Origin of the sequence: Bacillus sp. FSL K6-0073 (assembly GCF_038006085.1) — a bacterium.
Lineage (GTDB): Bacteria > Bacillota > Bacilli > Bacillales > Bacillaceae_G > Bacillus_A > Bacillus_A cereus.
Genome location: NZ_JBBOUN010000001.1, coordinates 53917 through 80000, shown reverse-complemented (window position 1 = coordinate 80000; position 26084 = coordinate 53917). Strand labels below are relative to the sequence as shown.

The following is a 26084-nucleotide window of genomic DNA, read 5'->3' as shown; positions in this document are numbered from 1 at the left end:
CTAGAAAAACTGCCAGCAACTAACTGGCAGCTCTTCTTTCTTTCACGTAATTATAGGAAGTGTATAGAAGAATGTCAATCTCCTATGTCCATTATTAACCAACGTAAATTGTTTGTTGTTTCGCTTCCACTTCTTCTACAAATGTACCTAACACATTCGCAAGGTCTTCCCGTGTGTTACAAGCATTAATACCATTACGTACACTCGCATTACCACGAACACCTTTTAAATACCAAGCTGCATGTTTTCTCATCTCTCTTACAGCGACACTTTCATTCTTTAAGTTGATAAGACGATCTAGATGCAACATACATACATCAATTTTCTCGCGCACTGTTGGTTCCGGCATTAATTCACCTGTCTCCAAATACTTTACCGTACGATAAATCATCCACGGATCTCCAAGAGCAGCACGACCAATCATAACACCATCTACACCAATTTCATCAAGCATACGCTTTGCATCTTGCGGCGTTGCGACATCACCATTTCCGATAACCGGGATATTTACAGCTTGTTTTACTTGTTTAATAATATCCCAATCCGCTTTTCCTTCATACATTTGCACTCGTGTACGTCCGTGAACCGCCACAGCTTGGCCACCAGCACGCTCAACAGCCCTAGCATTTTCTATTGCGAAAATATGTTCTTCATCCCAACCGATACGCATTTTAACTGTAACCGGCTTTTCAACAGCATCTACAACCGCTGCTACCATTTCATATATTTTATTCGGGTCTAAAAGCCACCTTGCCCCAGCATCACATTTAACGATTTTCGGCACTGGACAACCCATATTAATATCAATTATGTCTGCTGTCGTATATTTATCTACATATTTCGCAGCATCTACAAGAGTTTCTTTCTCTCCACCAAAAATTTGTAAACTTAATGGCTTTTCTCTCTCGTCGATATATAACATATCTAATGTTCTTTTATTATTAAGTAATATTGCCTTATCACTTACCATTTCAGCACAAACTAAGCCGGCACCAAATTCTTTTACTGTTAAACGGAATGCAGAGTTACACACTCCCGCCATCGGTGCTAGTACAACCGGATTTTTCATCTCGATATTTGCAATCTTTAACAATCAATCTACTCCTTCCTGTACAATCACTTTGGCATTAATTCCTCTATCGAAACATTTAATGCCTTAGCAACTTCTACTACAAAATCTTGAGAAGGCGATCTATTCCCTCTCTCAACCTCACCTAAAACAGATACAGATACCCCTAGTGCTTTAGCAAAACCTTCTTGTGTGTAACCTTTTAGCTTTCGAAAAGCACGAATGCGTCTTCCCCATTTTTCTGCTTCCATACCGTTACTCCCTCTCGCCTTTTCATTTCTTCTACTTGTGAACATGAAATGTTTTGTTTTATGTCTTGATTAATTTCTAACAACGGAACGATAACAAAAGCTCTTTCAAACATCCGCGGATGCGGAACAATAAGATTCTCTGCTTCAATATTCTCTTGATTATAAAGTAAAATGTCAAGGTCGATAGTCCTCGGCCCCCACCTAATTTCCCTTTTTCTTCCTAGGTCATTTTCTACTTTTTGTGTTACTTTCAATAATTCTTGTGGTGATAAATTGGTAGAAATTTTTATAACTAAATTTAAAAAGCAACTTTGGTCAGTATAGCCAACTGGCTCAGTTTCATATACAGATGAAATATCATCAACCTGAATATAAGGATTTTTATTTAAAAACTGAATCGCTTCGGTTAGATACGTATAACGCTCTCCAATATTTGACCCTAATGCAATGTAAGCTATATTGTTCATGGACGTTCTCTCGTAATTTCTACTGCTACAGCACGATAATGACCCGGTATCGGTGGATCCGGCTTAATTACCTTAATTGTACAGCGCGAAATACTTTCATATTGTTTTAATATATCTGCAGCAATATTTTCAGCGATACTCTCCACAAGCTTATACTTTCTATCCTCAACAACTTTTCTACATAATTCGAAAAGCTCTCCATAATTGACCGAATGCTCTAAGTCATCACTTTCCCCTGCACGCTTTAAATCCAACTCCACCGTTAAGTCAACTTTAAATCTCTGACCTAATTTATTCTCCTCTGGGAACACGCCATGATAACCATAAAACTCCATATCATGGATATAAATTTTATCCAATTACCTTACCCCCTTACCAATCATCGCATCCATCATTTTAGCCATACGCGCCATTTCTTTCACATCATGGACACGAACAAACTCACAGCCCTTTTCAATACCAAGACAAACAGTAGCTCCCGTTCCCTCAAGGCGTTCCTCTACTGGCAAATCTAATACGTGCCCAATAAAGGACTTTCTCGAAGTACCTAAGAGAACCGGATAACCTAGCACATTTAACTGTTCTAAATTACGCATCGCCTCTAAGTTCTGCTCAGGTGTTTTAGCAAAACCGATACCTGGATCTAAAATAATATTCTCATCTCGCACACCAGCATTTTTAGCAATTTTAATACTGTCATACAAATCAGCAATCATATCCGCCATTAAATTACGATAATTCATGTTATCGCGGTTATGCATTAAAATGATAGGTACATCGTAATGAGCTGCGACTTCAGCAATTTTCGGCTCCGCCTTCGCTCCCCAAATATCATTAATAATATGAGCACCAGCCTCAATTGCTTGCTTTGCAACTTCAGCTTTATATGTATCGATAGATATAGGCAACTTCACTTCTTTTGAAACTGCTTGAATCATCGGGACAACTCGCTTTATTTCTTCTTCTACTGATACTTTAGCAAAACCTGGGCGAGTAGATTCGCCACCAATATCAATAATATGAGCACCTTCACCTTGCATTTTTTTTGCGTGACGTACCGCAACATCTACCTCGTTGTAACTCCCACCATCAGAAAACGAATCTGGTGTTACATTTAAAATCCCCATAATTAATGTCTTTTCATTTAAATTCAATGTATATTCGCCGCAGCATAAATCATAATCCCACTTCAAACTACACATCTCCTCTTCGTAATTCATTTCTGCTCCATAATTTCTCTCTTTGCATTCCATAAAGGTACATTAAACTTTTTGTAACCACTCCTACTTTACCCGGGAAATCCTGCGCTTCTATACGATAAAGCGGAACAATTTCTTGAATGGAGTTTGTTACGAAGACTTCATCCGCTGAAAGTAGCTCATCTTTTGTAAAGAAACCTTCCTTTACTTCTATATTTAATTCTTCAGCACTCTTTATAATAAACGCACGAGTGATACCATTTAAAATCCCTGTCTCTAACGAAGGTGTATATAAAACATCACCTTTCACAAAAAATAGATTGGAAACAATACCCTCTGCAACATAACCTGCTTCAGTAAGAAAAATACCTTCCTTACTCACAACATTTCCAATTTCACGCTTCCCTAAAATATTATTTAAATAATGATGAGACTTCAGGCGAAATGTTCCTTCCGGTGTATTTCGCACTTGTTTTAGAATAACACCTTCTTTTTCCACTACATCTCCTGGAGCTGTTAAAGGTTTTATAAAAACAATAACCGAAGGCTCTTCATACATTTCCGTTTGTAATCCTATTTCATCTATACCCGCTGATACATTAAAACGTACATATGCATGCTCCAATTCATTCTTAGCGAGTAAATTTTTTAAAATAAGCATCACGTCATTTTTTGTCATTGTCCATTTAATTTGCAATGTATCCAGCGCTTCTATTAAACGGTCATAATGATCATCCAATAAGAAAGGATGACCATTATAAATACGAAACGTTTCAAAAACTCCAAGACCATATAAATAACCATGATCATAAGGAGAAATTTTCGCTTCACTTGCTTCTACATACTGACCATTTACGTAAATTAACATAATGTTGCACTTGGACTGTATTTACGAATGAAATTCTGTAACAACTCTTTCCCATGAGAAGTCATAATAGATTCCGGATGGAATTGCACACCCTCTATCGGCAATGTCTTATGACGAAGTGCCATAATTTCTCCTTCCTCTGTCCAAGATGTTACCTCTAAGCAATCGGGTAACGTCTCTTTCTTAACAATAAGGGAATGATAGCGCGTCGCAGTAAACGGATTAGGAATATCCGAAAAAATCGTCTTTCCATCATGATGCATAAGCGACGTTTTCCCATGCATTAATCGTTCTGCACGGACAACCTCTCCACCAAACACTTGTGCAATGGATTGATGCCCAAGACAAACTCCAAAAATCGGAATCTTTCCAGCAAAGTATTTAATAACTTCCATACTAATCCCCGCTTCATTAGGACTACATGGACCTGGAGAAATCATTAGAAAATCTGGTTTCATATTCTCAATATCTGAAATGGTCACTTCATCGTTACGTTTAACAACGAGCTCTTGTCCAAGTTCTCCAAGAAACTGCACTAAATTAAATGTAAAAGAATCATAATTATCAATCATTAATATCATTTCTCTCACCTAACCGTTTCTTCGCTACGTTCTTTTGCACGCCATAAAGCAATCGCCTTTTTTAACGACTCTTTATATTCATTTTCTGGATTTGAATCAATTACAATTCCCGCCCCTGCTTGCACATGAGCTTTTCCATCTTTAGCAAGAAGTGTTCTAATTACAATATTCAATTCTGTATCTCCAGAATAACCAATCCAACCGATTGAACCTGTATAAATCCCTCTCCGAACAGGTTCTAATTCCTCAACAATTTCCATCGTACGTATTTTCGGGGCACCAGTAATTGTTCCCCCAGGGAATACAGCCTTCACTAAATCAAAAGCATCTTTATCTTCTTCCACCTCACCACGTACATTAGAAACAATATGCATAACATGTGAGTATTTCTCAATCACCATAAATTCATCTACTTCTACAGTGCCATATTTACAAACACGTCCTAAATCATTTCTTTCTAAATCCACAAGCATTACATGCTCTGCTCTTTCTTTTTCGTTCTCAATTAATTCTCTTGCTAATTCTTCATCCTCTTGCTCATCCGCGCCTCTAGATCTCGTTCCAGCAATTGGTCTTGTACTTACTTCAGTTCCTTGTTTCTTAATTAACAACTCTGGCGATCCACTAACAATTTGAAAATCCCCAAGCTCCAGGTAACCCATATATGGAGATGGATTAATTTCACGAAGACTTGTATAAATTTCTAGTGGGTGTGTCTGTAACGTTCTTTCTTGTCTCGTCGACAAGTTTACTTGGAACACATCACCCGCCCCAATATATTCTTGAATACATTCAACTGCCTTCATAAAGCTGGCTTCAGTAAAAGCAACTGCTTCACTTTTCTTTTCAGGACTTTCAAAGGGCACGGTCACTTCAGGCGCTTCTGTCATCCAAAGACTCTTCCACTCATTTAGCCGTTCTTTTGCCTCTTCATATTTATCTACATAATGCGTAATAACCCATAACACTTTTTCTTTTTGATCATAGACAAATACGTCATCAAATAATAAAAAGAAGATGTCAGGTATATTAATATCATCTTCCGCAAGAGAAGGTAGCTTTTCAATATAACGGATACAGTCATAACTGAAATAGCCAATTGCACCACCTTGAAAAGGCGGATACTCTGGGTTATAGTCCGTCTTCCATTGTTCCATATATTCTTGCATTAAATCTAACGGATTCCCCCGTTTTATTGTTTCCTTACCACTTTCACTTATATGTAACGTTTCATCCTTCCCTCGGATTACCGCTACTGGGTTCAGCCCTACAATGTTATAACGACCGCCACGGCCGCTTTCTAACAAAATATGTTGCGATTTACCCTGAGAAAGAAATTTATATTGCTTAAAGAAATCTAACTGATATGGAATAGAAAGCGCTAAAGATTTTCTTCGTTGCATATCAACACCCCGTCTTCTTTTATCCCACCCTCTTAGATTAACCAGCTCAAACTACATAAGTTATTTATATAGAGATTGATTATACTCGAAGGCTAGTGAAAATAATTTAATTATACTACCTCTTATTTTACATGAAGTTTTCTAGTCATTCACTCTTTTCCTATTTCCAATCCCAAAAGAAAAAGCACCCTTTTTCAAGGATGCTTTTTCAATCGCGTTTAATTATGATTCAAATTGATAAAGTGGTGTACTTAAATAACGTTCACCGTTACTCGGGATAATAACAAGTACCTTTTTCCCTTTACCTAACTTTTTCGCAACTTCTGTTGCTGCATAAATAACTGCACCTGAAGAGATACCAACTAAAATACCTTCCTCTTTAGCCACTCTTCTCGCATATTCAAATGCTTGCTCTGTTTTCACTTGAATAATTTCATCATATACTTCTACATCCAACGTCTCCGGAATAAATCCCGCCCCAATTCCTTGGATTTTATGTGGACCTGGTTTCCCACCAGATAATACTGGTGAATCTGCAGGTTCTACTGCATAAATTTTAATATCTTTATACGCTTCCTTCAGTACTTCACCCGCACCAGTAATCGTTCCACCTGTACCAATACCTGCAATAAACGCATCTAATTGGTCGCCCATTTGTTCAATAATTTCTGGACCTGTTGTTAAACGGTGAATTTCTGGATTCGATTGGTTTTTGAACTGTTGTGGTATAAAGTAGCCATGCTCTTTTGCTAATTCAGTCGCTTTACGAATTGCTCCACCCATTCCTTCAGGCCCTGGAGTCAATACTAATTCCGCACCGTAAGCACGTAATAAATTACGACGCTCAATACTCATTGTTTCTGGCATTACTAAGATTGCATTATATCCTTTAGCAGCCGCTACCATCGCTAAACCAATTCCTGTGTTACCACTTGTCGGCTCAATGATTGTATCGCCTTCTTTTAATAATCCATTTTTTTCAGCATCTTCAATCATAGCTAATGCGATACGATCTTTAACGCTACTCCCCGGATTCATAAATTCTAATTTTAAGTATATATCTGCGCTGTCTGATTCTACGATGCGGTTCAACTTGACGATCGGCGTTTTCCCGATTAATTCTGAAACTGATTGTGCCACTCGCATTCCTGTCACTCCTAACACCGAGTATTTTTATTGGTTTTATCTATATTTAGATTTTGTCAGAAAATTCCCTGTTTGTCAATTCATTTGGAGGATTGCTCCTCTTAATTCCCTTATTACAAATTCTCGATTAAATTTGTAATATCTTCTTTAGAGAACTTGTATCGTTCATTACAGAAATGACAGTGCACTTCTGTCTCTTCCTCTTCTTCACGAACTTGCTCTAACTCTGTTTTACCTAAACTAATTAATACACTCTCAATACGCTCGCGTGAGCATGTGCAATTAAATTGAACATCCATCGTTTCTAATACTTTTACTTTATCTTCTCCAAGAACTGCATATAGTAGCTCTTCCGGAGAAAGGCCTTGTTCAATCAACGTTGATACAGGGGGAATTTTTTGTAAACGGTCTTCAATAAATGAAATCGTTTCATCTTGCGCACCCGGCATAATTTGAAGGATAAATCCACCTGCCGCTAATATGCTATCATCTCCATTTACAAGAACACCAACACCTACAGAAGAAGGCGTTTGTTCAGAAACTGCAAAATAATACGTAAAGTCTTCTCCTAATTCTCCTGAAACGATTGGAGATTGACCAATAAACGGCTCACGCATTCCAATATCTTTAATTACAGTTACAAACCCCTCTGTACCTACCGCTTGATATACACGTAACTTCCCTTGTTCTGTTCCTTCAAAATCAACATGCGGATTCGTTACATAACCACGTACATCTCCATTTGCATGAGCATCTACTAAGATAGGACCAATCGGACCGTTACCTTCTACCTTAATCGTTAACTTTTGCTCACCTTTTAACATTGCGCCCATCATTGTACCCGCAGTTAAAGAACGCCCTAGTGCCGCTGAAGCTGTTCTCCATGTATCATGACGTCTTTGCGCCTCACTTACTGTATTTGTTGTACGTACACTATACGCACGCACTTCTCCATCAAACGCTAACGCTTTTACTAAATAATCTTTCATACGTATTTATTCACCTTTCTCATGCTGTAAATTTGCATTACGTTCATATAACATGTACAAACCTTTTAACGTTAAAAATGGATCTACAATATCAATTACATTCGATTCTTCGGAAATTAATTTTGCTAATCCACCTGTTGCAATAACTTTAGGTTCTTGTCTAGCTTCTTCTTTCATACGCTTAACAATACCTTCCACTTGTCCAACATAACCATAAAGAATACCCGATTGCATCGCACTTACTGTATTTTTCCCAACTACACTGCTTGGTTTTGTAATTTCGATACGAGGAAGTTTTGCTGCTCTGCTATATAAAGCCTCTGCTGAAATCATAATTCCTGGCGTAATAACTCCACCCATATAATGCTTTTCTTCGTTAATATAACAATATGTAGTAGCCGTACCAAAATCAACAATAATAAGCGGACTTCCATATAAGTGGATTCCTGCTACTGCATTTACAATTCGGTCTGCGCCTACTTCACGCGGATTTTCATATTTAATATTTAGCCCTGTTTTTATCCCAGGCCCTACTACAAGCGGTTTAATTTTAAAATATTTTTCACACATGCGCTCTAAAGCAAACATAATTGGTGGTACGACTGAAGACACAATAATACCTTTCACATCTTCAAACGAAAGACCTTCATGCTCAAGCAATTGCTTTACAAGCATTCCATATTCATCTTCTGTCTTATGACGATCTGTTTCCATGCGCCAATGCTGACGAAGTTCCCCCTCTTCAAACACACCTAGTACAGCATTTGTGTTCCCTACATCCAATACAAAAATCATATTCTCACCACTTATCTTATTTAATCTATATTTGTGCAGTATGTATAAAACTTATAAAAACATCATATCACACATACTTATATAATCAGCTTTCCTATCCTCATCATTTTACAAAAAGATCGCTCTCTATTTCAATTTTTAATACTAGTTTTACTTAAATTACTTTATCCACTAAGTTCTCAATAGTAATTAATAAAGGTTTTAACAAACAAAAAAGGAGTGACGATAGTCACTCCTTCGTTTCTTACTTATCTTCTTTATCTTCATCGTCTTTCTTCATGTTGATGTTTACTTTCACATCATCTGAAGATGTTGGACGTTCTGGCAATCTGCCGTAATCACATAAATGATTGATTTGCTCAGCATCTAACGTTTCTACTTCAAGTAACGTTTTTGCAATAAGATCTAGCTTATCACGATTTTCAGTAAGAATGTCTTTTGCACGAGCATAACATTCTTTCATAATCGTTTGCATTTCTACATCGATATCGTGTGCAATTGCATCACTGTAGTTTTGCTCTGAATGGAAGTCTCTTCCTAAGAACACTTGACCACCTTGCGAACTACCAAATTGCATTGGTCCAAGCTTATCACTCATACCGAATTCTGTAACCATACGTCTCGCAATGCCCGTCGCACGTTGGAAGTCGTTGTGAGCACCTGTACTCACTTCACCAAATACAATCTCCTCAGCTACTCGACCACCAAGTAAACCAGTGATTTTATCAAGTAACTCTGGCTTTGTCATGAAGTAACGATCTTCTTTCGGAAGCATTACTGCATATCCACCAGCTTGACCACGAGGGACAATTGTTACTTTATGAACGACATCAGCTTCATCAAGAACAACACCAATTACAGTATGACCCGCTTCATGGAAAGCAACGATATTACGTTCTTTTTCAGAGATAACACGACTTTTCTTAGCCGGACCTGCAATAACGCGATCCGTTGCTTCATCAATGTCACTCATATCAATTTTCTTCTTATCTTGACGCGCAGCTACTAAAGCAGCTTCGTTTAATAAGTTTTCAAGATCAGCACCAGAGAATCCTGGCGTACGAGTTGCAATTGCTCTTAAGTTGATATTCTCATCAAGCGGTTTATTACGAGCATGCACCTTCAGTACAGCTTCACGGCCATTTACATCTGGACGATCTACTGTAATTTGACGGTCAAAACGACCTGGACGTAATAATGCTGGATCAAGAATATCAGGACGGTTTGTCGCAGCGATGATAATAATACCTTCGTTTGCACCGAATCCATCCATTTCAACAAGTAATTGGTTCAACGTTTGCTCACGCTCATCATGGCCACCACCAAGACCTGCGCCACGTTGACGCCCTACTGCATCAATTTCATCAATGAAAATGATACAAGGAGCATTTTTCTTTGCATTTTCAAATAAATCACGTACACGTGATGCACCGACACCGACAAACATCTCTACGAAGTCAGAACCACTGATAGAGAAGAATGGAACGCCAGCCTCACCTGCAACAGCACGCGCTAATAAAGTTTTACCTGTACCTGGAGGTCCAACTAATAGGACACCCTTTGGAATACGAGCACCAACTTCAGAGAACTTACGAGGGTCTTTCAAGAATTCAACTACCTCAACAAGTTCTTGTTTCTCTTCATCCGCACCAGCAACATCTCTGAAACGAACTTTTTTCTTTTCATCATTATATAACTTCGCCTTACTTTTCCCGAAGTTCATAACACGGCTACCGCCGCCTTGAGCTTGGTTTAATAAGAAGAAGAATAAAATGAAGATGATGACAAATGGAATGATTGAAGTAAAGAATGTTACCCAAGCACTTGTTTCTTCTGCTGGTTGATACTTAACTTCGGCACCTTTCGCTTTATCATTAATTTTCTTTTGTAATTCCTCAGTATTTGGTGCATAAGTAACAAATTGTTCTCCTTGGCTAGAGTTATTAAATTGTCCTTTTACCTCAAATACACCATTTTTCGGTTGAAGTTGCACATTACGCACTTCACCGCTTTCTAGTTTAGTAATGAATTTGTCGTAGCTAACTGATGTCGTTTTTTGTGTCGAACCATTAAAATAGCTCACGATTCCAATTACTACTAAGAATATCAGTAAATAAAAGATGGTATTACGGAAGATACGATTCATTCCTAACCTCCTCTCACGGCATAAACACTATAGTAAATCGTAACATAGAAAAACTTTCCTATACAATTGTGAAGCCTATATTTAATTAATTTGAGTAAACGCTTGGTTTTAATACGCCTACATAAGGAAGATTACGGTACTGCTCTTTATAATCTAATCCATATCCTACTACAAATTCATGTGGAACAGTAAATCCAACATAATCCGCTTTCAGATCAACCTTACGGCCTGTTGGCTTATCTAATAATGTAACAATTTTTACAGACTTCGCTTTACGATATTTGAATAAGTCTACTAAGTAGCTTAGTGTAAGACCACTATCAATAATATCTTCGACGATTAAAATATCGCGACCTTCTACAGAAGTATCAAGATCTTTTAAAATTTTCACTTCGCCTGTTGAAACTGTAGAGTGACCGTAACTAGATACAGCCATAAAATCCATTTCAAGATATGTATCTGTTCTCTTTAATAAATCTGCCATGAATGGCATTGCGCCTTTTAATACACCAATTGCAAGAGGTACTGTGTTTTTATAATCCTCTGCAACAATTGCACCTAGTTCGCGCACCTTTTCTTGTATTTGCTCTTCAGAAATTAATACTTTTTCGATATCTTGATTCATCATTTCATTATCCTCCCGGAAGACTCCTTGCTTTTGTAGTGAATAATCATATATTTATCCTTCTTTGCCATCTCTTTCGAAATTGCAAATGCAGATCGCTTCAACAAGGGTACCCAAATAATGGTCCCACTTGCATCACAAACGACCGGCCATTCTTCTCTTTTTTCTTTCGGTACTTTTGCTTCGATAAAAATAGCTTTTATCTTTTTCGTGCCATTCATACCTTGTATTGACATGCGATCTCCATTTTCCCTAGAACGAATACGAAGTGGATATGATATATCATTATACTTAGCAACAAATACTGTTTCATTCATGTTACTTGGTATATCTTCGCTCACCTCTGTTACAAATTCATCCCCGTTCAATAGCGTAATGGTCCCGGGTACTGATAAATCTTGTAAAAAAGGAGAAACAATTTCTTGTTTAAATCTAAAGCTACACTCCTCGTATGTACGAACAATTTTCAAATCACCTGGAAAATCAAGTGAACCTGAAGGTTGTGTCCGCTTAAAAAACTCAATCACCTTGTCAATATGTATGGAAGAAAGAGAAGATGGAATCTTATATTCATAAAGATAGTTTAATATTAGTTGAATCCCTCTTCTTTGTAAAGGCATAGACATGGATTCAAAGGCAGGAATTGATAAGCTAATTTGTTTATCACTTTTTTTTGTAATTACTTTATTCATTTTTTCAAAAGCTAATTCCTGCAAATAAGCCTCATCCTCTTGCATCTGCACGCTAAATTTTTGGAATTTCTCATGCACTTGTGGATTTTCTTCTTTCAAATGAGGAAGGACATATTTACGTAATCGATTCCTTGTATATACTTCCTTTTTATTACTCGGATCTATACGTGGCATTAAATTTAGCTTATTACAGTAATCAACAATTTCTTCCTTCGTTACCCCAAGTAACGGCCTAATTAAATACCCATTATGAAAAGGACGCTTCACTGCAATTCCTGCATATCCTTTCGGAGTACTCCCTCTTACAAGACGCATTAAAATTGTCTCGACTTGATCATCTCCATGATGTCCAAGAGCAACATATCTTGCATCATATTTCTTCATTATTCTTTCCAAAAATGCATATCTGCATTCTCTAGCAGCAACCTGTGCATTCATTCCGTATTGCTGTTGATATTGTGATACATTAATCCTTATCGTTTCACAAATAATTCCCAGTTCTTCACAAAGGCCCTGCACAAACCGTAAATCCTCATGAGATTCATCACCTCTAAACATATGATCCACATGAGCTACTACAATTTCCAACTGTTTTTCCGCTCTTTTTTCTAATAAATAATATAAAAGCGCTAACGAGTCAGGACCACCAGAAACTCCCACAACAATTGTTGAATCATTCTTTAATACATCATGCTGCTTTACAAAGTCATCTACTTTTTCAACAAATGTATCTTTCAACTTCGTAATCACCTTTCATTAAACAAGAACAGCAACGTTAGTTGCCTTGTCTACAATGGTACAACTTTTACAAACATTGTGCAAAAAAAAGATATACAAAAATTACATTTTTATCTTACATCCTCCGTGTATATTCACAAAATTAATAACATTACCTTTTTCCACAAAAAAACCTAGGTATTCACCTAGGTTTTTAAAATCAAATTATAGATAAACATTCCACTTACATTTTACTGCGCCTGCATTCCTACAATCGGAATCGTAGCCCACTTCGGCATATTTTTCTTCACTTTTGCCACTACAATAGTCATATCATCATTTATATAACCATCACAAGAGCGAATCACTTCTTCCATAATGATATCAGCAATTTCTTGCGGGTCTTCGGTTTGCAATTCTTTAATTTTTCGTTTCATCCACAATTCATGATTCTCCACATGCTGTGCTCCTTCAAAAATCCCATCGCTCATCATAATAAGAATATCGCCCGTTTTTAATTGTTCACCCACCACATCAACTTCAACATCTTCAATGATTCCCATCGGCAAATTACTTGCTTCAATTTTCAAAATATTATTTGCGCGTTTAACAAAACTCGGCGTCGATCCAATCTTTAAAAACCTTGCACTCGCATCCCGCAAATCTACCATAGCTAAATCTAACGTCGTAAACATCTCTTCTGTCGTTCTCAAAGAAAGAATTGAATTGATAGACTTAATTGCTATTTCTTCATCAATGCCCGATTGGAGTATTTTTTGTAATAATTTCACCGTTTCCTTACTTTCCATATGAGCCCTTTGCCCATTCCCCATACCATCACTAATTGCAAGTGCATATTTACCAACACTTAAATCCATCATCGCATAAGAGTCACCCGAAACAAATCCACCGCCTTTTGCAGCTGTAGCCAATCCTGTATCAAGAGAATACGTCTTCGCCGAACCAAATGATATTAAACTATGGCCATTTGGATAAGAAGACTTTTCTTCATGTTTAACGACAATATTTTCTTTAAGGATATCCGAAAGCATCGGTGCAACTAACTTTTCACATTCACCATGTTCATTAGATGCAACTGGAATTAACATTTCAATATCAATACTTCCTCTATCTAAACAATAAATATCAACATGCTCTACTTCGACACCAAAATCACGGAATGCTTGCATAATCTGTTCTTCCTGCACTTGATGATTTTCACGCTCTCGTTGTATCTCCTTAGCAAAATCCTCCATAACCTTTGATACACCTAATAATTGCTCCGCTACTATTCTACGATTTTCCTTCATTTGTTTTCGTAATTTTTGTCCCTCATAGAAGTGATCTAATTCACCCGCTACTAAATCCGTCACTTTTTTCCCTCTCACACAATGCTTGTCCCACTCACGAACTAATTTACGATTATGTTGCAGGGTTCCTTCTTCCGTTTCATTCATTATTTGTTTCATATAATCGTACGTTTTATCAAAATTCACTACCCAGCATTGATCCTTTTTAAAGCATGTTTGACATGTTTTCGCAGTAATTGTACTCAAAAACAAATCTGCTTCTGTCTCTTTATCTTCTTCCTCTACATACCCATATACAGAAAAGCTATTAGATAAAGCAGCAAATACATTTGCAAATTGGTTGATTTTATTTGCTGTAACATCACGCATCCTTCTTAAATACTGTTGTTGATCTTGCGAATGCTCTTGTGTACCTGGCATAAATTTAGCAATACGATCCAAAACAAGCTTCGGTGTTAATAAGAAGATAACAATCGCTACACCTGACTCAATTAAAGTTGTTACAATATTTGTCTGTTTGTCCACATATAATGTAATTAAGCTTGTCCCAATTAATAAACCTAAACTAACACCTAAACGCTTCCCTTCTTTTAACAATCCACCAAGCAATCCAGAGAAAGCAAGAAGGCTAAGCTGAGACAAGCTAGACACATTTGCTAAACTTAATATTAGTCCTGTTACAACCCCTACTGTGGATCCTGTGGCAGCACCCGCAATAAATGCAAATACTAGCACTAAATACCTTGTAAAAATATGTTGAATAGAAGCATCATATACAAACCAATCTGTTGTACCCGTTAAAACAGATGCTAGTAATATAATCAAACAAACAATTTCTTCCGTCTCTAATGCCTGTTGTTTTCCTTTCCTTTCCACTAAAAGCGGGACGCTTTGTAAAAATATCATAGTTAATACGAAACTAAGCCCAGCCTCAATGGTACTAACGAGTAAATCGTACATGGTGACAGTTTGTTGCGCAAAATATACAACAACTAAGTGTGCGGTTAATGCGGAGATAAATACTTGAAATGGAACAAGTCCAACAGTTTTACGTGTAAATCGACTAAAGAAGATATTATAAATGAAGAAGGTAAAGATAGATGCAAAGGTAAAAAACAAATTATCTATCGATACCGAAAGAGCTCCTCCCATTAGAGCTAAAAATGCTAGCGGCATCTTATCCCGCTTCATAACATAAACAGCAGCAAAAAATGGGAGTGCAAACGGTAAAATATTTGTTAATATATATGCTCGTCCCAAAAGAAAACCAATAACAACAATAATAAATCCCCATCTAAAGAAAACTTGCTCAAATTTCATTCGCAACTTACTCGTCCACTTTATTCCTCCAAGCTGACTCTCATTCATTGCCAATGCACTTGTATTCATAGTATTCCTTCCTGCTTTAGGCATATTTTTAACACCACCTGCATAGTTTAATTACTGTCATTATAAAAGATGATTGTTGGTTTTTTTGTCAAAACAACAGTTTTCACTTTTATAATCGTTCGACTTTTTATTCGAAATAACTCTACAGATATACACGGTATGTAAGTTATTTTTGAGATTTTAATTAAATATTCAGAAAATATAGGGTGATTTTGTAGAAGTGTTGTATATCTTAATTTATTTAACAAAAAAAGATCATGCAAATTTGCATGATCTTTTTAGATGACCCGTACGGGATTCGAACCCGTGTTACCGCCGTGAAAGGGCGGTGTCTTAACCACTTGACCAACGGGCCGTTAAATTAAATATAGCGGCGGAGGGGATCGAACCCCCGACCTCACGGGTATGAACCGTACGCTCTAGCCAGCTGAGCTACACCGCCATGTCGTCTTATTTAACGGACAATTAGTATCTTACATCAGATACTAATTAAAGTCAACACATCTCAAAAACTTTTTTAAAAATATTTTTAACATATAAAAAAGCACCCTGAGCCATCACTCTGGGTACCTCTCTATATGTTAAAAACTAAACGTCCTTATTATCCGCGACGCGCGCCACGGCCACCACGTTTAGACTCTGTGTTACGCTTTAAAGAAGTTAAACGATCTTCGCTATCTTTTAAGAAGCGTGCCATCTTTTGCTCAAATGTTTCTTTCGGAGCTCGGTCGTTACCGCCACCGCGATTATCTCTGTTGAAAGAGCGATTATTACGTTGTGGACGTCCAGAACGTTGTTGATCACCACCGCGTTGGTATTCACCGCGTGGACGATCTCCTTCTGTTTTTTCACGTTCTTTCGCTTTTTTGATAGATAAACCAATCTTTCCATCTTTTTCAACATTAATAACTTTTACTTCTACTTGGTCGCCCACTTTTAAGTGATCGTTAATATCTTTTACATAGTTATCAGCAACTTCACTAATATGAACAAGACCCGTTAAGCCCTCTGGCAGCTCCACAAAAGCCCCAAAATTTGTAATACCTGTTACTTTACCCTGTAACTTGCTGCCTACCTCGATTGACATAAAAAAAATGCTCCTCCTTAGTGGTTAAAAAGTCAAATTTTACTTTATTATATATAATCCTAAAATATAGTGTCAATAAGACATACTCTACTTAGAAACAGGAAAAATTATCTCCCCTTTACCAGAGAAGAAATAATCCCTTCTAGCAATCTTTAATACGTACTCTTCATCATTTAACTTTTGAACTTCGTCTTTTAGACTTTTTTCTTTATTCGTTAATGAATCCAGTTCTTTTTTCATGTCCTTAACTTTTGCTTCTTTTGCTTTAATGGAACTGTTTTGTTGATAAAACGTTACACTAATACTCGCAATAATTGTAAAAGTAAAGACAAGAAAAACCGCTAAACGGCGATAAAGTCGCTTCCTGTTCTCATCCGTTTGTATTATATGCTCTTTAACAGGATTTGGACTCTGTTTTTCGATTGTTCTTTGTCTCAGTTCCCTCATTTCCGAGGTCCCCCTAACTTCTTTTTTATATGCTCCCATAGTTGGAAGATATGTCCCTTCAATTTTGCTATATATTGCAGGAACCCTATATGTTTCACTATAAAAAGTTTAACACGATTAGGGAGAAGTTTCCATATGAGCGAAGCAATAAATCGAACAGGCCAGAAAAAAACTTTCCATATGAAAAGTAATATCCAAATCACCATTTTCCATAACACATGTCCAATTGAAAGCAGTATACGAAATAAGAATAATATAAATGCAATAAATAGCTGCGCTATAATAATAACAGGTTTTATCATGAGTAGCTGTATAATTCGAACAAAAAAATATGTTGTTTGCATAAAAATATAGATGAGAAAATTTAACAGCTTCATGTATAGTGCCTTCAGTAAGCTTTGATATGCCGCAAAACCACATAATAATGCCAAAAACACATATATACGTAGCTCAGCTTCATTTACGAGAAGCAATACATAAAAGACGGATAATGCTTGGACAATCCAAAATAATATATCATGTATAAATACAAGCCAACGTTTACGTTCTTGGCGCTTTAAAAAACGTTGATATGTATCTAAAGACGCTCCAATCCAAGCACCCATTCCAATCATTGAAAGCATTGTATACAACTGAATTGTTAAGCTCATTTAAACAACTTACTAAAGAAACCTTTAGTTTTTTCCCCTTGATTTTCATCAATATACAGCATCTCATTAACTTTCCCTTTAATCGACACAATACCTTTTTCCACATCTAAATTTTTCATTTGTAAATTTTGACCACGAATTGTTAAAAAACCCATTACGGTCTCTAGTAAAAACTCTTCGCTATCAAAACTCTCTACCTGCTTCACACCGGTAATATCAATTATACGCCTGCCACGCATAATAATGTCATGCTCTACAGAAACATTTTGTTGATTAGAAGACGTAGGTGAGTAACCATTATTCACGTAAATCCCCCCATAGGTTTTTACTAGCTAATAGTAATGTATGAGGGGATAAATGATTTTAGAACAAGCCTTCTTCCGCTTTTACTTTTTCTTCACGAACTAAGCTATACATATTTGCTGCATCTTCTTTTTTAGTTGTTTCTTTTAATTCATTTATTTTCACAGTCACTATTTTTTGACCAAAACGAATTGTTAATTCATCAGCTACTTTCACATCAGAACTCGCTTTTGCCACTTGACCATTAATAGATATTCTTCCTTGATCAGCTACTTCTTTCGCTAATGTTCTTCTTTTAATTAAACGTGATACTTTTAAAAACTTATCTAGACGCATATCAAATCCCCCTATTAACGCTCTGTTTGTTTCGCTTCTTCCCATAAAACATCTAACTGTTCTAATGATAAATCTTTCATCTCTTTATTCATTTCAGCTACTTTTGCCTCCATGTATAAAAAACGACCAGTAAATTTCTCATTAGTTGAACGTAACGCCTCTTCTGGATCTATTTTGTAATGACGAGCTATATTAACAAATGCAAATAGTAAATCACCAAACTCACCTAGCATCTTTTTCTCATCCATATTTGTAACCTCTTGTTGGAACTCTTGCCATTCTTCCAAAGCTTTTTCTATCATCGGTTGCACATCAACCCAATCAAATCCAACCTTACCAGCTTTCTTCTGGATTTCATAGGCGCGTAGTAACTGCGGCAAACTTTTGGGAACGCCATTTAAAACAGATTCTTTCACGAATCCTTTTTCTTGTTTTTTAATTTCTTCCCAATTTGCAATCACTTCATCAGCGTTGTTTACATCCGTATTTCCAAACACATGCGGATGGCGACGAACCATTTTCTCAGATAGAGTTCGAATGATATCATCTATAGAGAACCAACCTTCATCTTCTCCGATTTGAGCATGAAGCATAACTTGTAATAATATATCACCTAATTCTTCTACTAAGTGATCATCATCCTCTTCATCGATTGCTTCCAACACTTCATAAGCTTCCTCAATTAAATATTTCTTTAATGATTGATGTGTTTGCTTTTTATCCCACGGACAACCATTTGGACCACGAAGTTCCGCAATAATTTCTCTAAGAACATCAAACTGTTGATACAAGGACGCACGCTCCTGAACTGGCGGCACGTACACACTCGTTAAATTATTCAATTCCGTTTCATGATCTAACATGTACAACGGTACCTTCTTTACTTGTTCAAATGAAGTTCCTGCAGCTGTTACGATATACACTTCATAATCATCTGGTAACATCTCCATTAATGTTAATTTCACATCAGATGCAACGAATGCATCATATACTTGGCAAAAGATTAAATGTTGACGCAGTTCTAATTGCCCTCTTTCAAATGATGTAGCATCAAGTAATTGGAATCCTTCAATCGGATCAATCTTTAGACTTGCAAACATAGGATCAAGGAAACTTTGTCCACCCTCAATTCGCACTTCAACATTTGAAACCTCTCCTTTTTCCAACAGTAGCTGAACTGTTCTTTCTGCTACAAGTGGATGCCCGGGAACAGCATAGATAATTTCTGTACCTTCAGCTTGTTCTAGCAATTTATTCGCAATTGTTTCATATACAATTTCAAACGTATCATGTGCTTCATATACAGCATCAAAAGACGTATATTGTACGCCTTCTTTCTCCAATTCTTCTATAACTGGATGTTCCTTCGTTCTAACAAACAGATGGTCTGCTTCTTTTATTTTTCGATATACACCCATCGTTAGCTGATCTAATTCACCAGCTCCTAAACCTAAAACAGTAATGATTCCACTCACAACCAGTCACCTCTATCCACTCTTCTTCAATGAACCTTCTTTTTTCTCTTGTTTCATAACGGTTCCTAATTCTTTTTTTGTAAATACACGTAATTTCAAAATAAAAAACATATATGTCAATCCGCCAATGGCTACACCTAACAACGCTTCAAGTGTCGCGCTTCCTCTATGTTCCGTATCAATTACTAATCCAGACATCTGTAACACACGTGTGAACATCATTAATACAAATCCCATACAGATACCACTAATTACTATCCCTAACATATTTCGCTTATTGATAAGTGACCCTGATACAGCTCTCGTAAGCAACAAAGTATTTAGTCCAGAGATTATAATTAACGCACATAAAGTCGCAAAGGCTGCACCTTTCACACCAAAATAAGGCATGAATATATAATTTAACGCTAACTTTAAGCAACCTCCAAATACAACAAATAATGCTGGCTTAAACGTTTGCCCCAATCCTTGTAAAATAGAAGCTGTCGTAATTGACAATGAACTAAATAAAATAGATAACGATAAAATAGATAAAACATCTGATCCATCACTGTTTTCAAACAACATAATATTCGTAGGTTGAATAATACAAGTTAGTCCAATAGCTGCTGCAAGTCCAATAACACATGTTATTTTCACTGCTAACTTTACCTTTTCTTGAATAAAGGAAAGATCTCCTCTTTCCTTCGCCGCTGTGATAATCGGAATAAGTGACAACGAGAAAGAAGTCGTCACAACAGTACCTAATTGCATTAGCGGAATACTTCTATCATAAACACCCTTTAATACCTTTGCATTTTCAGCCTGTTCTCCCGCACCAATAAGTAAGCTGTAAAAGGACACTGAATCAGCCATCTGTATAAAAATAAGCACTAAATTACTAACACAAATCGCTAACCCCTGCCAAAAAAGGATTTTAACTATCTTCCTTTTACCCTTAATTCTCGCTGCACTTTTGAAGAATATAGAACGAAAATCTTGACGCATATACAATATAAGTACAATAATCCCAATAAGTCCACCCGCAATTGAGCCTAACATAGCCCCTGCACCAACTGTATATAAATCAAATCCGTGAGCAATTAGGAATAGCGATACAAATACAATAATAGAAACTCGAATTGTTTGTTCTATTACTTGCGAAACAGCCGTTGGCATCATATTGTTGAATCCTTGAAAATACCCTCTTGCTACAGACAAAAATGGCATCAATAAGAATGAAAATGAAATAACACGTAGTAACTTATCTAAGTGTATATCGCCCATAGCTACCGCAATTGTTTCGGCCCCAAAAAACAATGTAAAGAAGCCTATAAAACCAATTCCTAATAAGAACCAAAAAGATACACAAATAATTTCTTCTGCTTCTTTTTGTTTTCCCCGCTCTAGTCGTTCTGCAACCATTTTCGAAATGATAACAGGAAATCCATAAGTAGCTAAAATTAAACAAAATCCATAAAACGGGTAAATTTGTTGGTAAATATAAAACCCAATATCCCCCGCTATATTTTGATATGGAATACGGTAAAAAGCGCTTAATACTTTTGTAACGAAACTTGCAATCGTTAATATAATAGCCCCACGCCAAAAGGCTTGATACTTCTTCGCTTCCATACAAGAAAACTCCTTTTTCTATTCTCACCTCTCGTATTATATCATAAAGAAAAGAACAAACTCCCTTCCCAACACGGGTAATAATGAGTTCCTACACGTTAAAAATATTCAACGAAAAAAGGTAGCAAAGTGCTACCTTCATTCAATATACATATATCTCCAAATAATTGATTTCTCAAAAAGAAAGATCATAATTAGGAAAGATTGCTACTTCTAAAATCAATATACCCTTACTGTTCCATTTGTTTCGCTAAGAAACTGGCAGCAGTATTAACCGCTTTATGCTCGATCTCGCTTATAATAGCTTCTTTTGAAAAAATAATGACGGCTCCAATCGGATCTCCGTTTGCAACAATCGGTCCAACTGTATAAGAATGAACCTTTTCTGTTACACCATCAATAATGGAAATATCACTTTCATCCGTCATAATAACAGACTTTCGTTCTTCCATCGTTTTTTCAATTAAATCGCCAACACTTTTATTTAAGTATTCTTTTTTCGATACGCCTGATACTGCGATGATAGAATCTCGATCACACACAAGCACATTATGTCCTAAGCTGTCATATAAAGCATCAGCATATTCTTTTGCAAAATCACCTAGCTCACTAATTGGAGAATACTTCTTTAAAATTACCTCTCCATCGCGATCAACAAATATTTCTAGTGGGTCTCCTTCTCGAATACGTAAAGTTCTACGAATTTCCTTCGGGATTACGACCCTGCCTAAATCATCAATTCGACGTACGATTCCAGTTGCTTTCATTCTAATGCTGCCTCACTTTCTACTGATGATCAAAGTGGTGAATTTACCTGTTCATGTAAAAATCACCAACTGTTAGATATAGTATTTTACACATTAGTTCTTCTATGCACGTCGAATTGTATTTTTTTATCTTATTTTAGGCATTTATTACTTCTTTTTTTACATCTGGCAAGCCTTTTAATAAATTTTCAGCAATCGTTAACCACTTCGATGTCTCTAAGCCATTTGTTTTCATAACAATTTTCAATTGTGATCCTTCCATTCCTAAACCGATCATACGTCCAAAACTATTTCCGAGCATGAATAATTTTCCACCATCAATATTTTGACTTGCTTGTTCAGAAAACAGGAATGTTACTTCAAATTTATTCTGCTTAATTAATTCAATTTTTTCTTTCATTGCCAACACTTTAATATTTGCAATTTGTAATAAATAACCAACTTCTTGTGGATAATCGCCAAATCTATCGATCATTTCTTCCTGCAATTCTTCAATATCCTCAATTGCAGAAACACCTCTAAATTGTTTATACATCATAATTTTTTGCTTACTATCTGAAATATAAGCATCTGGTAAGTATGCATCTACCTCTAAGTCAATTTCAACATTAACTATATTTTCAGCCCCATCTGTTCCTCTACGCTGTTCAATTGCATCTTTTAACATTTGAGAATATAGATCAAATCCGACAGAATCAATAAATCCATGCTGTTCTGCCCCTAACAAATTACCTGCTCCACGAATAGATAAATCTCTCATCGCAATTTTGAAACCAGATCCAAGTTCCGTGAACTCTTTAATTGCTTGTAGACGCTTCTCTGCAACCTCTGACAGCACTTTGTCACGTTTATATGCAAAGTATGCATATGCAACACGATTAGAACGTCCAACACGCCCACGAAGCTGATACAACTGTGATAATCCCATACGATCTGCATCAAATACAATTAACGTATTTACATTCGGGATATCTACACCCGTCTCAATAATTGTTGTACTTACAAGAACATCATGCTGTCCTTCTAAAAATGATAGCATAACAGACTCTAATTCGCTTTCGTTCATTTTCCCATGTGCGTACGTTACGCGGGCATCTGGAACTAACATCGAAATTTCATCTGCTTTTCTTTCAATATCCTCTACACGATTATATAGGAAGTAAACTTGACCACCTCTTGCAAGCTCTCGCTCTATCGCCTCTCGCATTAACGCTGGATTATACTCGACTACATACGTTTGGACTGGGAAACGATTTTCTGGTGGTGTCTCAATAACAGATAAGTCGCGCACACCAAGCATAGACATATGAAGCGTCCGCGGAATCGGAGTTGCCGTTAATGTTAATACGTCAACATTCGCCTTCAATTGTTTAATTTTTTCTTTATGTGTCACACCAAATCTTTGTTCTTCATCAATAATAAGAAGCCCTAAATCTTTATACGTAACATCTTTAGATAAAATACGATGTGTTCCGATTACAATATCTACTGTTCCATCCTTTAAGCCCTTAATTGTTTCATTTTGTTGTTTTCTCGTACGGAATCTACTTAATAAGCCTATATTGATCGGATAATCTTGAAAACGCTCTCGAATTGTTTCATAGTGTTGCTGCGCAAGAATCGTTGTCGGTACTAAAATTGCAACTTGTTTTTCATCCATAATTGCTTTAAATGCCGCACGAATAGCCACTTCAGTCTTTCCATACCCTACGTCACCACAAAGGAGCCTATCCATCGGGCGTCCGCGTTCCATATCTTTTTTAATCTCGTCAATAGAACGTAACTGATCCTCTGTCTCTTGATACGGGAAAGATGATTCGAACTCTTGTTGTTCTGCCGTATCTGGCGTATATGCATAGCCTTTTGAAGCTTCGCGCTCAGCATATAGTTTAATTAGGTCATCCGCAATGTCTTGTACAGATTTTTCAACTTTCGTTTTAACCTTTTTCCAATCATTCCCACCTAATTTGTAAACTTTCGGATCCTTACCTTCAGATCCTACATATTTTTGAACTTGATCAATTTGTTCAATTGGAACGTATAGCTTATCATTACCTTGATATTTAATATTTAAATAATCTTTATGAACACCATTAATCTCTAATGTCTCAATACCTAAAAATTTACCTATACCATGATTTACATGAACTACATAATCTCCAACTTTTAATTCCGAATAACTTTTAATACGTTCAGCATTCGATAACTTTTGTTTACGTTGTGATTTTTTAACTTTCTTATGAAAAAGCTCCTTTTCAGTAATGACAACAAGCTTTTGCATCGGCATTTCAAATCCTGCATGTAAATCACCTACAGCAATTTGTAATCTTCCAGGCAATAAAATATCTGTACCTTCTACAATATCTGCCTCAATATCATAATCACTTAAAATATGTTGTAATTTTTTCACACGTTCATCATCCGTTCCGAGTACAACAGTCGTAAAATGCCCTTCATTCCATCTATCAATTTCTGTTTTTAACAAATTCATCTGTCCATGGAAATCTTGCATTGTTTTACATGTTACATTAACAATATTTTGCGGATGTGTGTGTGCGATATGACGCAAGAATAACGTTAAATATACAAAACTTCTTTTTTTATGATGAAGAAACCCCTCGAATGGGTGAGAGAAAGATAAATCTTGAATAATTGTTCCTTCACCAAGAAGTGATATATACCATTCCGCCTCTTCTGTTTCAAGATGTGATGCTGTTTCTTGAATACGGGAAATCTCATCTAAAATTACAACACCATCTTCTGGTAAATAATCTATCAGACTAGCAGGTTCTTTATAGAAAATAGATAAGTATTTAAACATCTGTTCTATACTTTGCCCGTTTTTCAACATCTCAATTTCATGACTTACCGTCTCAAGCACTTTAGTCTTTAGTTTATCATCAGAAAGTTTTTGCATCGTCTTAGTCAAGCCTTCTTCAAGATGCTGAATTCCTGATTTTAATTCTTCCTGTGAAAATAAAAACTCTGTTGCCGGACCAAACCTAACGCTTTCTTTTTTACCTTGAGAACGCTGTTCATCCACATCAAATAATCGAATAGAATCGACTTCTGTATCAAAGAATTCAATACGAAATGGTAGTTCTTCAGTTAAAGGATATATATCTAATATTCCCCCACGCAAACTGAACTCCCCTGGAGCTTCTACCATCGACTTACGTTCATAGCCAATATGATGTAAAGTATGCAAGAGCGCATCTAAATCAATCTCTTGCCCTAGATTGATTTCAACTTGCTTTTGCTTCCACAATTCTTTTATTGGTAAAAATCTACGCAATCCTGCCACTGGCGCTACAATGATTCCATTCTCTCCCGCAGCCAAGCGATTTAACACTTCTATACGTTGCGCCTTCAATTCTGGACTTGCAACTCCAATTTCCGATGCTATCAGTTCATTCACTGGATATAACCACACATCTTTTTCACCAAGTAACGCCACTAAATCTTCATATACTTTTTGTGCTTGGTATAAGTTATGTGTCACGATTAATTGTGATTTTTTTGTTTTTTTATATAAAGCCGCCATTAATAATGAACGAGAAGACGTTGCCATCCCTGATATAAGTTGTTCTTTTAACCCATCTTCTAACCCATTAATAACCGATTGTATCTCTTCATTTTTATAAAATTGCTCTAATAAACCTATCATTTTTAAAACTCCTCTCAACATAAAGAGCAAGTCATTCTATTTTATGCAAATATTTTGGAAAAGGAAAACAGAAAAATGCTTTGGACATGCC

The 26084-nt window shown here is 36.4% G+C and carries 24 protein-coding genes and 2 tRNA genes; all 26 read right to left on the bottom strand.

Going from position 1 to position 26084, the window contains the following annotated elements; translation table 11 throughout:
* Positions 1-94 precede the first annotated feature (94 nt).
* The 26 genes from dusB to mfd all read right to left on the bottom strand — a co-directional run bounded on the left by dusB (position 95) and on the right by mfd (position 25993).
* A complete protein-coding gene (dusB, locus tag MHB52_RS00425) occupies positions 95-1093 on the bottom strand; it encodes a tRNA dihydrouridine synthase DusB (protein ID WP_000912248.1) in 999 nt (332 codons plus the stop codon).
* A 23-nt stretch (positions 1094-1116) separates the two neighbouring features.
* Positions 1117-1320 carry a helix-turn-helix domain-containing protein gene (locus MHB52_RS00420; protein WP_000387024.1) on the bottom strand — a complete coding sequence of 68 codons (204 nt, stop codon included), beginning with the start codon at positions 1318-1320 and terminating at the stop codon, positions 1117-1119.
* A complete protein-coding gene (folK, locus tag MHB52_RS00415) occupies positions 1272-1787 on the bottom strand; it encodes a 2-amino-4-hydroxy-6-hydroxymethyldihydropteridine diphosphokinase (RefSeq protein ID WP_001059447.1) in 516 nt (171 codons plus the stop codon). Before folK ends, MHB52_RS00420 begins: the two co-directional genes overlap by 49 nt.
* Positions 1784-2146, bottom strand: a complete 363-nt coding sequence (folB, locus tag MHB52_RS00410) for a dihydroneopterin aldolase (protein WP_000358062.1) — start codon at positions 2144-2146, stop codon at positions 1784-1786. The genes folK and folB overlap by 4 nt, the downstream gene beginning before the upstream one ends.
* Positions 2147-3007 carry a dihydropteroate synthase gene (gene folP, locus MHB52_RS00405; protein WP_061663948.1) on the bottom strand — a complete coding sequence of 287 codons (861 nt, stop codon included), beginning with the start codon at positions 3005-3007 and terminating at the stop codon, positions 2147-2149.
* Positions 2982-3854, bottom strand: coding sequence for an aminodeoxychorismate lyase (gene pabC, locus MHB52_RS00400; RefSeq protein ID WP_000909876.1), 873 nt, complete (start codon positions 3852-3854; stop codon positions 2982-2984). The genes folP and pabC overlap by 26 nt, the downstream gene beginning before the upstream one ends.
* Positions 3848-4435: an aminodeoxychorismate/anthranilate synthase component II gene (gene pabA / locus MHB52_RS00395; protein ID WP_000602297.1), complete on the bottom strand. Its 588-nt coding sequence runs from the start codon at positions 4433-4435 to the stop codon at positions 3848-3850. Before pabA ends, pabC begins: the two co-directional genes overlap by 7 nt.
* A gap of 5 nt (positions 4436-4440) precedes the next feature.
* The gene (pabB, locus tag MHB52_RS00390; protein WP_061663947.1) at positions 4441-5838 is read right to left on the bottom strand and encodes an aminodeoxychorismate synthase component I; all 1398 of its coding nucleotides are present in this window, start codon (positions 5836-5838) and stop codon (positions 4441-4443) included.
* 222 nt (positions 5839-6060) lie between these two features.
* The gene (gene cysK, locus MHB52_RS00385) at positions 6061-6984 is read right to left on the bottom strand and encodes a cysteine synthase A (RefSeq protein ID WP_001261718.1); all 924 of its coding nucleotides are present in this window, start codon (positions 6982-6984) and stop codon (positions 6061-6063) included.
* Between the two features lie 113 nt (positions 6985-7097).
* A complete protein-coding gene (gene hslO / locus MHB52_RS00380; protein WP_000656372.1) occupies positions 7098-7973 on the bottom strand; it encodes a redox-regulated molecular chaperone HslO in 876 nt (291 codons plus the stop codon).
* A 6-nt stretch (positions 7974-7979) separates the two neighbouring features.
* A complete protein-coding gene (locus MHB52_RS00375) occupies positions 7980-8768 on the bottom strand; it encodes a type III pantothenate kinase (RefSeq protein ID WP_000578368.1) in 789 nt (262 codons plus the stop codon).
* A gap of 244 nt (positions 8769-9012) precedes the next feature.
* Positions 9013-10914 (bottom strand): ATP-dependent zinc metalloprotease FtsH, encoded by a 1902-nt coding sequence (gene ftsH / locus MHB52_RS00370; protein WP_001079672.1) that lies wholly within the window; start codon positions 10912-10914, stop codon positions 9013-9015.
* A gap of 85 nt (positions 10915-10999) precedes the next feature.
* Positions 11000-11542 (bottom strand): hypoxanthine phosphoribosyltransferase, encoded by a 543-nt coding sequence (hpt, locus tag MHB52_RS00365; protein ID WP_000981844.1) that lies wholly within the window; start codon positions 11540-11542, stop codon positions 11000-11002.
* A complete protein-coding gene (gene tilS / locus MHB52_RS00360) occupies positions 11539-12969 on the bottom strand; it encodes a tRNA lysidine(34) synthetase TilS (protein ID WP_000655458.1) in 1431 nt (476 codons plus the stop codon). The genes hpt and tilS overlap by 4 nt, the downstream gene beginning before the upstream one ends.
* Before the next feature lie 230 nt (positions 12970-13199).
* Positions 13200-15671 (bottom strand): stage II sporulation protein E, encoded by a 2472-nt coding sequence (gene spoIIE / locus MHB52_RS00355; RefSeq protein WP_001123552.1) that lies wholly within the window; start codon positions 15669-15671, stop codon positions 13200-13202.
* Between the two features lie 259 nt (positions 15672-15930).
* A tRNA-Glu gene (locus MHB52_RS00350) sits at positions 15931-16002 on the bottom strand.
* Positions 16003-16015: 13 nt separating this feature from the next.
* Positions 16016-16089, bottom strand: a tRNA-Met gene (locus MHB52_RS00345).
* 159 nt (positions 16090-16248) lie between these two features.
* A complete protein-coding gene (locus tag MHB52_RS00340; protein ID WP_000021451.1) occupies positions 16249-16734 on the bottom strand; it encodes a S1 domain-containing RNA-binding protein in 486 nt (161 codons plus the stop codon).
* An 87-nt stretch (positions 16735-16821) separates the two neighbouring features.
* Entirely contained in the window at positions 16822-17181 is a 360-nt protein-coding gene (divIC, locus tag MHB52_RS00335) for a cell division protein DivIC (RefSeq protein WP_001208739.1), read from the bottom strand.
* On the bottom strand, positions 17178-17831 hold the full coding sequence (gene yabQ, locus MHB52_RS00330) for a spore cortex biosynthesis protein YabQ (RefSeq protein ID WP_000059777.1): 654 nt from the start codon (positions 17829-17831) through the stop codon (positions 17178-17180). The genes divIC and yabQ overlap by 4 nt, the downstream gene beginning before the upstream one ends.
* On the bottom strand, positions 17828-18136 hold the full coding sequence (gene yabP, locus MHB52_RS00325) for a sporulation protein YabP (RefSeq protein ID WP_001059104.1): 309 nt from the start codon (positions 18134-18136) through the stop codon (positions 17828-17830). Before yabP ends, yabQ begins: the two co-directional genes overlap by 4 nt.
* A 58-nt stretch (positions 18137-18194) precedes the next feature.
* The gene (locus MHB52_RS00320; protein ID WP_001234876.1) at positions 18195-18470 is read right to left on the bottom strand and encodes an RNA-binding S4 domain-containing protein; all 276 of its coding nucleotides are present in this window, start codon (positions 18468-18470) and stop codon (positions 18195-18197) included.
* Positions 18471-18484: 14 nt separating this feature from the next.
* Complete coding sequence (mazG, locus tag MHB52_RS00315) at positions 18485-19945, bottom strand: nucleoside triphosphate pyrophosphohydrolase (protein WP_000014279.1); 1461 nt, start codon at positions 19943-19945, stop codon at positions 18485-18487.
* Between the two features lie 12 nt (positions 19946-19957).
* The gene (locus MHB52_RS00310) at positions 19958-21559 is read right to left on the bottom strand and encodes a putative polysaccharide biosynthesis protein (protein WP_061663946.1); all 1602 of its coding nucleotides are present in this window, start codon (positions 21557-21559) and stop codon (positions 19958-19960) included.
* Positions 21560-21789: 230 nt separating this feature from the next.
* Positions 21790-22326 (bottom strand): stage V sporulation protein T, encoded by a 537-nt coding sequence (gene spoVT / locus MHB52_RS00305; protein WP_000648302.1) that lies wholly within the window; start codon positions 22324-22326, stop codon positions 21790-21792.
* Between the two features lie 136 nt (positions 22327-22462).
* Complete coding sequence (mfd, locus tag MHB52_RS00300; protein ID WP_061663945.1) at positions 22463-25993, bottom strand: transcription-repair coupling factor; 3531 nt, start codon at positions 25991-25993, stop codon at positions 22463-22465.
* Between the last annotated feature and the right edge of the window lie 91 nt (positions 25994-26084).